The organism is Photorhabdus sp. RM323S, assembly GCF_042879375.1.
Taxonomy (GTDB): Bacteria; Pseudomonadota; Gammaproteobacteria; order Enterobacterales; family Enterobacteriaceae; genus Photorhabdus; species Photorhabdus tasmaniensis.
The window spans coordinates 13,075-27,610 of sequence record NZ_JBHFKZ010000034.1 but is presented as its reverse complement, the minus strand read 5'-3'; the positions used below and the strand labels follow the sequence as shown (position 1 = coordinate 27,610).

General features: G+C 44.2%; 10 protein-coding genes, 6 tRNA genes and 1 pseudogene. 2 read left to right on the top strand and 15 right to left on the bottom strand.

Translation table 11 applies throughout. The features are described from left to right. Positions 1–62: 62 nt before the first annotated feature. The 6 genes from ACGF7G_RS14415 to miaB form a co-directional block, all read right to left on the bottom strand. Complete coding sequence (locus ACGF7G_RS14415; protein WP_387466358.1) at positions 63–956, bottom strand: glutamate/aspartate ABC transporter substrate-binding protein; 894 nt, start codon at positions 954–956, stop codon at positions 63–65. A 641-nt stretch (positions 957–1,597) separates the two neighbouring features. Then, complete coding sequence (lnt, locus tag ACGF7G_RS14410; protein ID WP_387466356.1) at positions 1,598–3,127, bottom strand: apolipoprotein N-acyltransferase; 1,530 nt, start codon at positions 3,125–3,127, stop codon at positions 1,598–1,600. Between the two features lie 7 nt (positions 3,128–3,134). Continuing rightward, on the bottom strand, positions 3,135–4,016 hold the full coding sequence (corC, locus tag ACGF7G_RS14405; protein ID WP_387466354.1) for a CNNM family magnesium/cobalt transport protein CorC: 882 nt from the start codon (positions 4,014–4,016) through the stop codon (positions 3,135–3,137). A 73-nt stretch (positions 4,017–4,089) separates the two neighbouring features. After that, the gene (ybeY, locus tag ACGF7G_RS14400) at positions 4,090–4,557 is read right to left on the bottom strand and encodes an rRNA maturation RNase YbeY (protein WP_387466352.1); all 468 of its coding nucleotides are present in this window, start codon (positions 4,555–4,557) and stop codon (positions 4,090–4,092) included. Further along, positions 4,554–5,531, bottom strand: coding sequence for a PhoH family protein (locus ACGF7G_RS14395; protein ID WP_207627333.1), 978 nt, complete (start codon positions 5,529–5,531; stop codon positions 4,554–4,556). The genes ybeY and ACGF7G_RS14395 overlap by 4 nt, the downstream gene beginning before the upstream one ends. Before the next feature lie 87 nt (positions 5,532–5,618). Beyond that, complete coding sequence (gene miaB / locus ACGF7G_RS14390) at positions 5,619–7,049, bottom strand: tRNA (N6-isopentenyl adenosine(37)-C2)-methylthiotransferase MiaB (protein ID WP_387466350.1); 1,431 nt, start codon at positions 7,047–7,049, stop codon at positions 5,619–5,621. Between the two features lie 199 nt (positions 7,050–7,248). On the opposite strand from miaB, the gene ubiF reads away from it, so the two are divergent. Next, entirely contained in the window at positions 7,249–8,430 is a 1,182-nt protein-coding gene (gene ubiF / locus ACGF7G_RS14385; protein ID WP_207627332.1) for a 3-demethoxyubiquinol 3-hydroxylase, read from the top strand. Positions 8,431–8,584: 154 nt separating this feature from the next. Here ubiF and ACGF7G_RS14380 read toward each other — a convergent pair. The 9 genes from ACGF7G_RS14380 to nagB all read right to left on the bottom strand — a co-directional run bounded on the left by ACGF7G_RS14380 (position 8,585) and on the right by nagB (position 12,633). Beyond that, positions 8,585–8,659: transfer RNA gene (locus tag ACGF7G_RS14380), tRNA-Gln, on the bottom strand. A 6-nt stretch (positions 8,660–8,665) separates the two neighbouring features. After that, positions 8,666–8,742: transfer RNA gene (locus ACGF7G_RS14375), tRNA-Met, on the bottom strand. A gap of 55 nt (positions 8,743–8,797) precedes the next feature. Continuing rightward, positions 8,798–8,872 (bottom strand) — tRNA-Gln (locus tag ACGF7G_RS14370). A 43-nt stretch (positions 8,873–8,915) separates the two neighbouring features. Then, positions 8,916–8,990: transfer RNA gene (locus ACGF7G_RS14365), tRNA-Gln, on the bottom strand. Positions 8,991–9,018: 28 nt separating this feature from the next. Then, positions 9,019–9,103, bottom strand: a tRNA-Leu gene (locus ACGF7G_RS14360). A gap of 5 nt (positions 9,104–9,108) precedes the next feature. Next, positions 9,109–9,185: transfer RNA gene (locus tag ACGF7G_RS14355), tRNA-Met, on the bottom strand. Between the two features lie 151 nt (positions 9,186–9,336). Then, complete coding sequence (locus ACGF7G_RS14350; protein WP_133816189.1) at positions 9,337–10,560, bottom strand: ROK family protein; 1,224 nt, start codon at positions 10,558–10,560, stop codon at positions 9,337–9,339. Positions 10,561–10,575: 15 nt separating this feature from the next. Next, positions 10,576–11,736, bottom strand: coding sequence for an N-acetylglucosamine-6-phosphate deacetylase (gene nagA / locus ACGF7G_RS14345; RefSeq protein WP_387466348.1), 1,161 nt, complete (start codon positions 11,734–11,736; stop codon positions 10,576–10,578). 84 nt (positions 11,737–11,820) lie between these two features. Continuing rightward, the gene (gene nagB / locus ACGF7G_RS14340; RefSeq protein ID WP_387466347.1) at positions 11,821–12,633 is read right to left on the bottom strand and encodes a glucosamine-6-phosphate deaminase; all 813 of its coding nucleotides are present in this window, start codon (positions 12,631–12,633) and stop codon (positions 11,821–11,823) included. Between the two features lie 348 nt (positions 12,634–12,981). On the opposite strand from nagB, the pseudogene nagE reads away from it, so the two are divergent. After that, positions 12,982–14,491, top strand: a pseudogene (nagE, locus tag ACGF7G_RS14335) (N-acetylglucosamine-specific PTS transporter subunit IIBC); the annotation flags it as partial. Positions 14,492–14,536: the final 45 nt, after the last annotated feature.

Sequence of the window (14,536 nt, the reverse complement as noted above, 5' to 3'; positions counted from 1 at the left end):
AGGGAACGGCCACCTCGCACCCTGTGATGCCAATCAAATTGTCATTTTTTTAATTATATTTTTTAGTTAAGTGCCTTATCATTCGGCGATTCAAATAGTGCTTTCATTTCATCAGACAAAGAGAAGTTCAAGTTCAGATTCTTGGGAGGAATCGGATGTTTGAACCAGCGCTCAAATGATTTTTCTGCTATGCCAGAGGCTTGTGCCTGAATAATGGTTTCATCGATCAGCTTTTTGAACTCAAGATCGTCTTTGCGTAATATGCAACCATAAGCTTCTTTAGATTGAGCTTTACCCACGATCTCCCACTGAGCGGGCTTTTTCGCTTTTGCGCGTTCACCAGCCAATAGAGCATCATCCATCATAAAGGCGACTGCACGACCGGATTCCAGAGTACGGAATGAGTCACCATGATCTTTTGCGCTGATGATGCGCATTTTCATGTTTTTCTCGTCGTTGAGTTTATTCAGCAATATTTCAGAAGTCGTACCGGAGGTGACAACAACGTTTTTACTAACTAAATCCGGGAAATCTTTTACGCCGGAATCTTTTTTAGTCAGCAAACGAGTACTAACAATAAAGATGGAATTAGAGAAAGTGGCTTGTTTTTGACGCTCAAGGTTATTGCTAGTGGAACCACATTCGAAATCATAAGTCCCATTTTGTAACAATGGGATACGATTTTGAGAGGTCACGGGTATCAATTTTATTTGCAAATTTGGCATGTCCAGTTTCTTCTTCACAGCTTCAACAATCAGATTAGAATAATCCTGTGAGTAGCCAACGACTTTTTGTTGGTTATCGTAGTAAGAAAAAGGTACGGAGGATTCACGGTGTCCCACAATGATCACGCCATCATCTTTTATCTTTTTCAGTGTCCCTGTTAATTCTTCGGCTTGAGCAGCACCTGCTGCGCCAAGTAACATCATGGTTAATACTAGGTTACGCATTCGCATATACAACTCCTTTGGTGTGATTATCGTTTGCGATATTGTGTTTGCAAAAGTCTCTTTGGTGATTTGTTTTTAACCAAGGATCATTTGCTGTTATATGTGTATATAATGTTAGAAAATAGTACAAAAGGGTTAGTTAATGAAAATGAATTGTTTCTATTTCGGGAGCTGTCTCGCACTATAAATGAACAATGCTACTTATTTTGCACAATTAAGGTGTGTGATTATCACCTTTTTGGTGCACTTTCCCGTTCTTTGTTAGTGAAACAAGTATTTTCCTTTTTATTCATAGAGATAAAAGCAATTAACGTGCCAAAGTAATAAGGAGGGCTGAAATTAATACCAATAAATCATTTAATCAGGTTATTTGTGTAACATCAATCATTGAGGATTGGCATGGTTAACTATCAGTGACAGTTATTTGGTGTTATTACAGAATAACCATGCCGGATTGTATCCGAGGGGATCAATGGTGGGGTTGGGCAAAGTATATTTGGGAAGCTCTTACCTTGACGAGTTCGATAAGCTCTTTACCGAGGGTTGATTTGTAAGTTAATTCATCGACCTTGGCTACCGCGCTATATTTGTTGCTGCATGACATAAGGGAGTCATTTCGCTCCCTTTTGTTTGTATGGATATTTGGATCAAGATTGTCGACGGTTATATATCAGCGCAAATAGGGTAAACAATACCGTGGCTCCCCATATGGGCCAGTTACCCCAGCGTGCATACGGTGTTATCCCGGTTGTGGGTGTCACCTTGGCGGTTAAAACATTACGGGTAAATTGTGGGAGTGCTGCCTGCACTTTCCCATCCGGGCCGATAACGGCTGTAATGCCATTATTTGTACCACGCAACAATGGGCGTCCTAATTCGAGGGAACGCATACGTGCCATTTGGAAATGCTGCCAGGGGCCGATTGAGCGCCCAAACCAGGCATCATTGGAAACCGTCAGCAAAAATTCGGTGTCTGGTTTGAAATTAGCACGAACTTGCTCACCAAGTATAATTTCATAACAAATGGCGGCGGTCAGATGATATCCTGCAACAGAAAGTTGTGGTTGAGTGTAGTTACCACGGCTGAATGAAGACATTGGCAAATTGAAGAATGGTGCCAACGGTCGGAGCAGAGATTCCAGAGGAACAAACTCGCCGAATGGTACCAGATGATATTTATCGTAGCGGATGGTTGCGGGATATTGGTAAGGTATTTTATCACCCAAGACAATCAGACTGTTATAGGTCTTATAGCTGTTGCCGACTGCTCTTTCATCAACAATGCCGGTAATAAGGCTGGTGTGCTGATTGCGTAATAGCATATCCAATTTTGCCAGAAAATGACGTTGGTAATTTTCCAGTGAAGGAATGGCAGATTCCGGCCAGATGATTATCGGTATTTTACCGATGTATGGCAGGCTGTTACTCATATAGACGTCGAGGGTTTCACTGAGCATTTTTGGGTCCCATTTTAGGGATTGTGGGATATTTCCTTGAACCAGTGCCACATCAACGGCTTTTTCAGGCAACAGGTTGTACCACTGATAATGGCGCATTGGCCATGGTAATAGCAGAATAGCGATGGCGATAATACCAGCGACGATTTTTCGGTGCGTGACAGCCAGAACTAATAACCCGCTGACAGCCATTAACAGGAAAGTGATGGCTTCAACACCTAATATAGGTGCGATGGCTTCCATTGGGCCATCTAATTGGCTGTAGCCGAATTGTAGCCAGGGAAAACCGGTCAGAACCCAGCCACGCAGGAATTCGGTGAGTTGCCATAATGCAGGCGCTGCTACCGCGAGTCTCAACCCGTTCGTTTTTGCGAAAAAACGGTTGAGCAAGCCAGCAAATAACGCAGGATAGAGTGAGAGATAGGCTGCAAGTAATATGACCAGCAGAATATTAACAGCGGTTGGCATGCCACCAAAATTGGCAATGCTGACATACACCCAGTTTACCCCCGTGCCAAACAGACCTAACCCCCAGCAAAAAGCAATAAATGCTGCTTGCCGGACTGTTCTGTTTAAAGTCAGAAGTTGTAGCCCAAATAAGGAGATAATGGCGGCAGGCCAGAAGCCAAAAGGTGAAAAAGCCAGTGTTCCACTGGCTCCGAAAGATAGTGCCAGCAAGGCACGAAGCCGCTGGCAATTTAATAATGAGACTTTGTTCATCCAGACTCTATTTTTCTTCAAGGTTAGGCATTGGCGCATCGTCTGGTATCGTAACATGAACCTGAATGATTCTCCGGCTATCGGACATCGCAACTTTAAAGAGATAACCGTTGATATCAACAGATTCCCCTCTGGCGGGTAAGTGACCGAATGCTTGCATAACCAGACCACCAATAGTATCCACCTCCTCATCGCTGAATTGGGTACCAAAGGCTTCATTAAAGTCTTCAATCTGAGTTAGCGCTCGCACCGTATAGGTATGACGGCTTAGGGCCCGAATATCGACATCTTCTTCTTCATCGTATTCGTCTTCAATTTCACCGACGATCAGTTCAAGAATATCTTCGATAGTAACCAGACCCGATACACCACCAAACTCATCAATGACGATTGCCATATGATAACGTAGAGAACGGAACTCTTTCAGCATACGGTCAACCCGCTTACTTTCAGGTACAACGACAGCCTGACGCAGAACTTTATCTATGCTAAATGGTGGGGCATCGGTGCGCATAAATGGCAATAAGTCTTTTGCCATTAAAATCCCTTCAATGTGATCTTTGTCTTCGCTGATCACAGGGAAACGTGAATGAGCCGAATCGATAATCACATCCAGACATTCGTCCAGGGTTTGATTACGTTTTAAGGTAACGATTTGGGAACGGGGGATCATGATATCGCGGACACGTTGATCAGAAATATCCATGACCCCTTCGAGCATATCGCGGGTATCAGGATCAATCAGATCGTTTTGTTCAGAGTCACGGATCAATTCCACCAGTTCATCACGGCTTTTTGGCTCACCGTGAAAGAGCTGGTTAAGAAGAAGTGTAAAAAACCCTTTCTTAGGGCCAAGGTTATCGTTACTTGAAGGATGGTCGTCGCTCATGGCGTTTTAATGAAAATTTCCCATTAAAGTAAGTTATTGTTGGTATTTTTTAGCATAAAAATGGTGAGAGTGGTTACTCTTTTTCTGCAAGATAGGGATCAGCATAACCTAGCTTTTGCATAATTTCTGTTTCCAGAGATTCCATTTCTTCTGCTTCATCATCTTCGATATGGTCATAGCCCAGTAGATGCAGGCAGCCGTGCACAACCATATGTGCCCAATGTTCTTCTACTGTTTTTTGTTGCTCCTCCGCTTCTTTTTCAACGACCTGACGACAGATAATCAGGTCACCAAGCAGGGGTAAATCGACCTCTGGTGGGGCTTCAAATGGAAAAGATAGCACATTTGTTGGTTTATCTTTACCGCGATACGTCAGATTTAAGTCGTGGCTTTCTGCTTCATCAACAATGCGGATTGTTACCTCACTTTCAGATTGAAATTGAGGTAAAACCCCACCCAGCCAGCGCTGGAATAGGGTTTCCTCAGGAAGACCGTGTGAATTCTCACTGACAATTTGTAAATCAAGTATGACTGAACTCATTGTGCTTCCTGTTTGCGTTGTTCACTGAGTGTCTGCTTACGTTTTTGCTCTGTTGCTTCCCACTCTTCATAGGCGATAACCACTTTGGCAACAACCGGATGACGGACAACATCATCACTGTGGAAAAAGTTAAAACTCAATTCACTGACCTCAGACAGAACCTCAATCGCGTGGTGCAGGCCGGACTTCTGTCCACGAGGCAGGTCAATCTGCGTAACGTCACCAGTGACAACCGCTTTGGAGTTGAAGCCGATACGGGTCAGGAACATCTTCATCTGCTCAATGGTTGTGTTCTGGCTCTCATCCAGAATAATAAACGCGTCATTCAGTGTTCGCCCACGCATATAAGCTAATGGGGCAACTTCAATAACGTTACGTTCGATCAGCTTCTCAACTTTTTCAAAACCCAGCATTTCAAACAAGGCGTCGTAGAGAGGGCGCAGGTATGGATCAACTTTCTGGTTCAGGTCGCCAGGTAGGAAACCCAATTTTTCACCCGCTTCTACTGCCGGGCGGGTTAGCAGGATACGGCGGATTTCCTGATGTTCCAGAGCATCAACCGCAGCGGCAACGGCCAAATAAGTTTTGCCTGTGCCGGCAGGGCCAACTCCGAACGTAATATCATGGTTGAGAATATTGGCAATATACTGTGCCTGATTGGGCGTGCGTGGTTTTACCATGCCACGTTTGGTACGAATATTAACGGATTTGCCGTACTCAGGTATGCTTTCGGCTGCTTCCTCCAGAACCCGGCTCTCTGTAATTGCCAGGTGAATTTGCTCTGGTTTGATATCAGGGATAACACCACGAACAGGGGCCGTTTGCACATATAAATGGCGTAGAATATTGGTGGCGGCACTAACGCTTAACGGTTTGCCCATCAATTTAAAACGGTTGTCACGATGGCTGATTTCAATGCCCAGCCGGCGTTCAAGCTGCTTCAAATTGTCATCAAACGGGCCACACAGGCCCATCAGGCGCTGATTGTCGGCCGGTTCGAGAAAAATTTCCTGGGTTGCGACTTGTGAATGAGTTTGTTGAATCACTGAGTATCTCTATATTTAAGGCTGATAAGTGCCGACCCCGATTTCATCTTCTTTACGGGTACGGGCTATGACGGATTCAGGTGATTCGTGTATACGAAGATCCATCTGATCTTCGGTACGGATAACTTTACCGCGTAGTGAGTTGGCGTAGACATCAACAATTTCGACATCAACGAATTTGCCAATCATATCAGGTTGGCCTTCAAAGTTGACGACCCGATTATTTTCAGTACGGCCGGAAAGTTCCATTACATTTTTACGGGAAGTTCCTTCAACTAGAATACGTTGTACACTACCTAACATAGCACGGCTGTAGCTCATAGCTTGTTGATTGATGCGTTGTTGTAATAAATAAAGACGCTGTTTTTTCTCTTCTTCGCTGACGTCATCAGGTAGATCTGCGGCTGGCGTTCCTGGACGGGCAGAATAGATGAAGCTGTAGCTCATATCGAAATTGACATCAGCGATCAATTTCATGGTTTTCTCAAAGTCGTCCTGGGTTTCACCTGGGAAGCCGATAATAAAGTCAGAGCTTATGAGGATCTCTGGTCGTGCTTTACGCAGTTTGCGGATAATACTTTTATATTCAAGGGCTGTGTGCGCACGTTTCATCAGTGTCAGAATGCGATCAGAACCACTTTGTACCGGCAAATGCAGGAAACTAACCAATTCCGGTATATCTTCATAAACAGTAATAATATCGTCTGTAAATTCAATGGGGTGGCTGGTGGTAAAACGAATACGGTCAATACCATCTATCGCCGCGACCAAACGGATTAACTCAGCGAAAGAGCAGATATCACCATCATAAGTTGCACCGCGATAAGCATTCACGTTCTGCCCGAGAAGATTAACCTCACGTACACCCTGTGCGGCAAGCTGGGCTATTTCAAACAAAACATCATCACTCGGGCGGCTGACTTCTTCACCACGGGTATAAGGTACGACACAGAAAGTACAGTATTTGTTGCAACCTTCCATAATAGAAACGAATGCAGATGGACCTTCAGCACGCGGTTCAGGCAGACGGTCAAATTTTTCAATTTCCGGGAAGCTGATATCAACAACCGGGCTGCGGGTGCCTTTCACCTGGTTGATCATTTCAGGTAAACGGTGCAGTGTCTGCGGCCCAAAAATAATATCTACACACTGGGCGCGCTGACGGATGAAATCACCTTCCTGAGAAGCTACGCAGCCACCGACACCAATGATGATATCTGGATTGGTATCTTTCAGATTTTTCCAGCGGCCTAACTGATGGAAAACTTTTTCTTGGGCTTTTTCACGGATTGAACAGGTATTCAATAGTAAAATGTCTGCTTCTTCGGCGACATCGGTTAATTGATAACCGTGAGTACTTTCCAGCAGGTCGGCCATTTTAGATGAATCATATTCATTCATCTGACAGCCCCAAGTTTTAATATACAGTTTTTTTATCGTCGACATTTTCTTGTGCATCCGAGCTTTCTACAGTGCTTAAGGAGATTATTGCACTGCAAAAGCAGTTGTGTATTAGGCATTAAAGTTGTCGGATATTGTAGTCATTTGAGGGAGCAGTGACCAGACTGTTAAACAGGATATTCTCTACCGAAGGATTAAAAATCCGGTACACTGTGCCAATCAATGAGTTAATAGCATGACTGATATGAATAATTCACAACAGACTTTTGATGTAGTGGTGGTTGGTGCTGGCATGATCGGTGCTGCGACAGCATTGGGGTTGGCGCAGGAAGGTTGGACAGTTGCTTTGTTGGATCATCAGCCACCACAATCTTATGATGCACAGAGTCATCCTGATGTGCGCGTATCGGCAATCAGTTGTGCTTCTGTAGATTTGCTCAAACAACTCGGTGCATGGGATGCGGTATTGCAGATGCGCAGTGCGCCGTATCGTAAATTGGAGACTTGGGAGCAGAACGATTCTAATTTGGTATTTGATGCACAAGGTCTGGGTCTGCCTGAATTAGGCTATATGGTTGAAAACCGTATTTTGCAGCTGGCGCTGTGGCAACAGTTTGAAAAATATCCTAATTTGACTTTGCTATGCCCTGCGGTACTACAATCAATGCAGCGGCAGAAAGCGGGCTGGTTGGTCACTCTGGATAATGGAACTGAAATGAATACCTGTTTGATTGCCGGGGCTGATGGTGCTCGTTCTCAGGTTCGGCAAATGGCGGGGATTGGTAGCCGTGGTTGGCAATACAGACAGTCTTGTATGTTGATTACAGTAAAAACCGAGCAGCCACAGCAAGATATTACCTGGCAGCAGTTTTTCCCTTCTGGCCCAAGAGCATTTCTTCCGCTATTTGACCAATGGGCTTCGTTGGTGTGGTATGACAAACCGGCCCGTATACGGCAGTTACAGGCAATGCCAATGGCCCAACTTGAGCAGGAGATTTTTCAGGCATTTCCTGTGCGGTTAGGTAAAGTGACACCTGTGGCCGCCGGCTCATTTCCTTTGGCTCGTCATCACGCTAACAGTTATGTGCGTGAAGGATTAGTATTGTTGGGCGATGCGGCTCATACCATTAATCCATTGGCAGGGCAGGGGGTAAATCTTGGTTATCGGGATGTGGATACGTTGCTTAATGTTTTGGTGAAGGCCAGAGAATTAACTGAAAAATGGGATTCACTGGAAGTACTTATGCGCTATCAGCGTTACAGAATGCCGGATAACCTGATGATGCAGGCTGGAATGGATCTGTTTTACACCGTGTTCAGTAATGAGTTACCGGGGCTGAAAGTTGCACGTAATCTGGCATTGATGGCAGCCCAACGAGCTGGAGTAATGAAAAAAGCGGCGCTTAAATATGCGTTGGGATTGTAACCGATAGAATTGGCATTGGTAGATCATAAACACGTCGTAAATCTATATATGGCGTGGATAGTTTACTCTTTTTTATACATTTCTAGGTAGTAAGTAAGGGGAAATTAGAAGATTTGGAAAGCAAAAACCTGCCCGAAAGCAGGTTTTCTGAATCTGGCTGGGGTACCAGGATTTGAACCTGGGAATGCTGGAATCAGAATCCAGTGCCTTACCGCTTGGCGATACCCCAATTAAATGGTGGCTACGACGGGAATCGAACCTGTGACCCCAGCATTATGAGTGCTGTGCTCTAACCAGCTGAGCTACGTAGCCATTTCACGACGAAAGAGACTTTATCGTAAAATACCAGTGAATGACATTCAGCTAATGGCTGGGGTACCAGGATTCGAACCTGGGTATGCCAGGATCAAAACCTGGTGCCTTACCGCTTGGCGATACCCCAACTGAAAGTAATCACTGTACAACGTGTTGTTTTATCAGAATGATGGCTGGGGTACCAGGATTCGAACCTGGGTATGCCAGGATCAAAACCTGGTGCCTTACCGCTTGGCGATACCCCATCTGAATAATGACAACCTGATGAAAGAATGGTGCGGAAGGCGAGACTTGAACTCGCACACCTTGCGGCGCCAGAACCTAAATCTGGTGCGTCTACCAATTTCGCCACTCCCGCAAAGATGGTGGCTACGACGGGAATCGAACCTGTGACCCCAGCATTATGAGTGCTGTGCTCTAACCAGCTGAGCTACGTAGCCATCTTTTTGCATTACCTTCATCGGCGTTGCGGGGCGCATTATGCGTATATCAGCTAAATGCGTCAACTGCTTTTTTCTTGAAATCTGCTTAAGGTCGCTTGTTTGTTTGGCTTATAATCATTTTGATGGTAAAACCAACAAAAAATGAATATTACCCTTCGAGTAAGCGTTGTAACAGGACACCATTAAGCATAGCACGTTTGGTCAGAGCGAAGGCGCCAATAGCGGAACAGTGAACTAGTTCAGACACAACGATTGGCAGATCTTCGCGAAATTCTTTTAAAACCTGAGTATTGATACAACTTTGAATAGCGGGTAAGAGCACATTTTGCGCTTCAGTAATTTCTCCCGCCAGCACAACTTTCTGTGGGTTAAATAAATTAATGGCGATAGAAATGGCTTTGCCAAGATAATGACCGACATTTTTTATCACTTCAGATGCTAATGGATCATGCTGATTGGCGGCCTGACAGATGGCTCTGATATTGCAGTTATTCAATGTTAGCTGGCTTGGAAAACCTTGCTTTAATTGATGCTGAACGCGTGCTTCAATTGCTGAGTTGGAGGCGATAGTTTCCAGACAACCAAAATTGCCACAATGACAACGCTCACCGAGCGGATCAATTTGAATATGACCAATTTCACCTAAATTCCCTCTATTATTGAGGAATATCTGGCTGTTTATAATTACCCCGGCACCTGCACCCCGATGGATACGTACCAATATTGAGTCTTCACAATCACGGGTGGCACCAAAATAGCGTTCAGCCAAGGCTAGACTGCGGATATCATGACCAACGAAACAGGTCATGTTGAAATATTTTTTCAGGTTATCGACTAGAGTCCAGTTAGTCACTTTAATATGAGGCATATAACGGACGATACCGGTATCTGGGTCAACCAATCCCGGCAAGATAACTGAAATAGCGATTAATTCGCGGATCCTGCGCTGATTTTGTTGAATAAAGTTTTCTATTGCTCGGATAAGCTGGTTTTCGACTTTTTGCTGAGTGGCTTCAGGCAATGGATAATGCTCTTCAACCAATGCTTTGCCACTCATGTCATAAAGAGCAAGAGTGGCATCATGGCGGCCAAGGCGGACACCGATAGTATGGAAATGACGATTTTCTGTAACGATTGAAATTGCGCGGCGGCCTCCGGTAGAGGCTTGTTGATCGACTTCTTTAATCAGGCCGCGCTCAAGTAGCTGACGAGTAATTTTAGTTACGCTGGCGGGTGCAAGTTGACTTTGCTCTGCAATTTGAATCCGGGATATCGGTCCTTGTTGATCAATTAACCGGTATACCACAGCGCCGTTAAGTTGCTTTACAAGGTCAATATTACCAATTTGCTTTTGTGTGCTGCTATAACTCATCGGTTATTTTGTCCATTAGATATCAGTTTCTTTTCCGTTAACAATGGTCTTGCAGATTTCAAAGTCGTGACTGAGAACGGTGAGGTTAGCAATTTTACCGGCTTCAATAGTGCCAAGATATTGATCAACACCAATTGCACGGGCTGGGTAGAGTGTTGCCATCCTCAGTGTTTCATCCAGAGCAATACCAACATGTTCAACGCTATTTTTAACGGCGTCTATCATAGTGATAGAAGAGCCACTTAACGTGCCATTTTCATCGACACATAATCCGTCCCGATAGTATATGGTTTTACCGGCAAAGGTGAAATGCTCCATTTTATTGGTAGAAGTATCCATCCCGGCGGGAAGTATGGCATCCGTTACCAGAATCAACTTATCTTTTTTCAGACGTTTCGCATTGCGAATATTTGGCCATGAAACATGCAAACCATCGGGAATAATGCCCGCGTAAACTTCTGGTGTATCAAAGATAGCGCTAATCAGGCCAGGCTGGCGACCAGAAATATATGGCATCGCATTATAGAGATGGGTTGAGAGAGTTATGCCGTTCCGGAATCCCAGTCGGGCTTCTTCATAACTGGCATTGGAATGACCGGCAGAAACCACAATCCCTGATTCGATCAGCTGGTGAATGTATTTCTGTTCCACCATTTCTGGTGCGAGAGTTAGCTTGGTAATGACATCCGCGTTATCGCACAGGAAATTTATCATTTCAGCTGTAGGTTTACGGATAATTTCTGGATTGTGAGTGCCTTTTTTTACCGGATTGAGGTAAGGCCCTTCCAGATGCAGGCCCAAAGCCTGAAACTTATTATGCTTTAGATAAATACGCATTGCCTCAACGGAGGCTATCATCAATTCATCTGTACTGGTAATCAGAGTCGGCAAGTAGCTAGTACAGCCAGAGCGTTCATTGGCTTTTTGCATGATATCCAGCGTTTTTTCTGCAATATCTTCTAGCCGCTCATTAAATTGAACACCACCACAACCGTTGACTTGCAGGTCAATAAAGCCGGGAGAAAGAATTGCTCCATTCAGATTACGTTTTTCAATCTGTTCGGGTAACTCTTGTATTGGGCAAACTTGTTTAATTAAGTCGCCATCAATGATAACAGCATGATTATCCAGCCTGTCATGACCGGTATATATAATGCAGTTGGTTAAAGCATACATCTTAGCCTCCTATGGGATCTGGAGATGATGATTGAAAATAATGATGATAATCCGTCTGAGATCAGTCTCAGGCTGTGCGGATCCTTATTTTTTGCTGGCAAATATGTCGATAATGTCTGCTTCCAATTGATGGAAGTACTTAACCGTTTTTACTTTCAATTCCATTGTTGCAGGTTCGTCACAGACAATGATGGATTTAGGGTGCATTTGCAGGCAGCTTACGGTCCACATATGGTTGATATTGCCTTCAATAGCTGCTTGGATTGCCAAGGCTTTATTCAAACCGGTAGCCAGGATCATAATGTTTTCGGCATCCATCAAGGTGCCTATACCTACAGTTAAGGCGTATTTAGGCACCTGATTAATATCATTATCAAAGAAGCGGGAGTTGGCCGTTCGGGTTTCTACAGTCAACGTCTTGATACGGGTGCGGGAAGTCAAGGATGATGCTGGTTCATTAAATGCAATATGGCCGTCATTACCTACACCCCCCATAAACAGATGAATCTGACCATAAGACTTAATTTTGTCTTCATAACGTTGGCATTCTGCATCAATATCAGCGGCATTACCATTGAGCAGATTGATATTTTCTTTTGCAATATCAATGTGATCAAAGAAGTTATGGTGCATAAAACTATGGTAACTTTGCGGATGATTTTCGGGGATGCCGACATATTCATCCATATTGAATGTAACGACATGTTTAAAACTGACTTTTCCTGCTTTGTGCAGAGTAATCAATTCCTTGTAAGTCGCTAGTGGTGTGCTGCCGGTTGGTAGTCCCAAAACGAAAGGGCACTCTGCGGTTGGGTTAAATGCATTGATTTTGCTAACGATATAGTGTGCAGACCATTTACCGACATCACTTGCATTCGTTAGGGGGATCAGTCTCATAATTACCTCTTAAAACAATAAATTATCATAGTTAAAATAGAGTTATACATTATTCTCTTAATTAATCTTCTATAACCTGAATACTAAATCATTTTCATTGGCAGAGACACTCTGCACGTTATGATATTTTAAATGATAAAATAAGATTTGTGTGTTAGCTAGCATTTTGACCAAATTCCTGGTGTTTATGGTGATTTTCATCACATATAATGAGGAATTAATTTGCGACGAAAAATAAATTTTCTACACTGAAATTGTAGAATAAATGTCCTTATTGCTTACTTTGATAATAATGTAGTCATAACGCAGTAAGAGACTCTGGTAATTGAGGATATAAGGGGGAGCAAGGTGAATATTCTGAGTTATTTGCAAAGAGTGGGGCGAGCATTAATGGTACCGGTAGCCACACTGCCTGCTGCTGCAATACTAATGGGGATAGGTTACTGGATCGATCCGGTAGGTTGGGGAGCAGATAATGCACTGGCAGCTTTGCTGATTAAATCTGGTGAAGCCATTATTAAGAACATGCCAATATTATTCGCTATTGGTGTGGCTTATGGCATGTCTAAAGATAAGGATGGTGCGGCAGCACTGACAGGTTTTGTTGGTTTTTTAGTCGTGACGACACTTTGTTCTCCGGCAGCGGTATCGATGATCCAGGGTATTCCGGTTGACGACATACCAAAAGCCTTTAGTAAAATTGATAACCAATTTGTTGGTATTTTAGTTGGTGTTGTGTCTGCTGAACTGTATAACCGCTTTAGTCGTGTTGAACTGCCGAAAGCATTGTCATTCTTCAGCGGTCGTCGTTTGGTGCCCATCTTGATCTCTTTCCTGATGATTCTGGTTGCTTTCATCCTGATGTATGTGTGGCCGGTGGTTTATAATGCACTGGTCACTTTCGGTGAAAGTATTAAAGATCTCGGTGCTACAGGCGCCGGTATTTATGCCTTATTTAACCGCTTGCTGATTCCTGTTGGCCTGCATCATGCACTGAACTCGGTATTCTGGTTTGATGTTGCGGGTATCAACGATATCCCTAATTTCCTCGGTGGTCAGAAATCCATAGTCGATGGTAGCGCAACAGTGGGTATTACTGGCCGTTATCAGGCGGGTTTTTTCCCTATTATGATGTTTGGTCTACCGGGTGCGGCATTAGCGATGTATCGCTGCGCGCGTCCCGAAAATAAGGCCAAAATTGCCGGTATTATGATTGCGGGTTCATTCGCTGCGTTTTTCACGGGTATTACTGAACCTCTGGAGTTCGCCTTCATGTTTGTTGCGCCAGTGCTTTATGTGCTGCACGCGATCTTGACCGGTATTTCAGTGTTTATTGCAGCAACAATGCAGTGGATTGCGGGTTTTGGTTTCAGTGCCGGTTTGGTGGATATGGTCCTCTCTTCCCGTAACCCATTGGCAACACATTGGTACATGTTGATCCCGCAAGGTCTGGTATTTTTCTGCCTGTACTATGTGGTATTCAGCTTTACTATCAAAAAATTCAACCTGATGACACCAGGGCGTGAATTGGCTGCTGATGGTGAAATTGATGGCTATGATATTGATGTGGACAAAAATGGTAAAGCAACAGCGAATAACATCCACAATGAAGCTCATCAATATCTTGCCGCAGTGGGGGGTTCAGATAACCTGACTGCGATTGATGCTTGTATTACTCGTCTGCGTCTGTCGGTAAAAAATGTCGATCAGGTCAATGACAATCTGGTTAAACGTCTGGGTGCTTCCGGTATTATCCGCCTGAATAAACAGAGTGTGCAGGTTATTGTTGGTACTCGTGCAGAACTGATTGCCAGTGCTATGCGTGATGTGCTGGCAAAAGGTCCGGTTGCTGCTGCGACAGCAAGCTATCAACATCAGACGGCACAGAAAGCGAAGCTTGAAG

Excerpts from the sequence above, each read along its gene's own strand:
- ACGF7G_RS14415 (WP_387466358.1), bottom strand. The coding sequence starts at position 956 with ATGCGAATGCGTAACCTAGTATTAACCATGATGTTACTTGGCGCAGCA.
- lnt (WP_387466356.1), bottom strand. The coding sequence starts at position 3,127 with ATGAACAAAGTCTCATTATTAAATTGCCAGCGGCTTCGTGCCTTGCTG.
- corC (WP_387466354.1), bottom strand. The coding sequence starts at position 4,016 with ATGAGCGACGACCATCCTTCAAGTAACGATAACCTTGGCCCTAAGAAA.
- ybeY (WP_387466352.1), bottom strand. The coding sequence starts at position 4,557 with ATGAGTTCAGTCATACTTGATTTACAAATTGTCAGTGAGAATTCACAC.
- ACGF7G_RS14395 (WP_207627333.1), bottom strand. The coding sequence starts at position 5,531 with ATGGGCCTGTGTGGCCCGTTTGATGACAATTTGAAGCAGCTTGAACGC.
- miaB (WP_387466350.1), bottom strand. The coding sequence starts at position 7,049 with ATGTCGACGATAAAAAAACTGTATATTAAAACTTGGGGCTGTCAGATG.
- ubiF (WP_207627332.1), top strand. The coding sequence starts at position 7,249 with ATGAATAATTCACAACAGACTTTTGATGTAGTGGTGGTTGGTGCTGGC.
- ACGF7G_RS14350 (WP_133816189.1), bottom strand. The coding sequence starts at position 10,560 with ATGAGTTATAGCAGCACACAAAAGCAAATTGGTAATATTGACCTTGTA.
- nagA (WP_387466348.1), bottom strand. The coding sequence starts at position 11,736 with ATGTATGCTTTAACCAACTGCATTATATATACCGGTCATGACAGGCTG.
- nagB (WP_387466347.1), bottom strand. The coding sequence starts at position 12,633 with ATGAGACTGATCCCCCTAACGAATGCAAGTGATGTCGGTAAATGGTCT.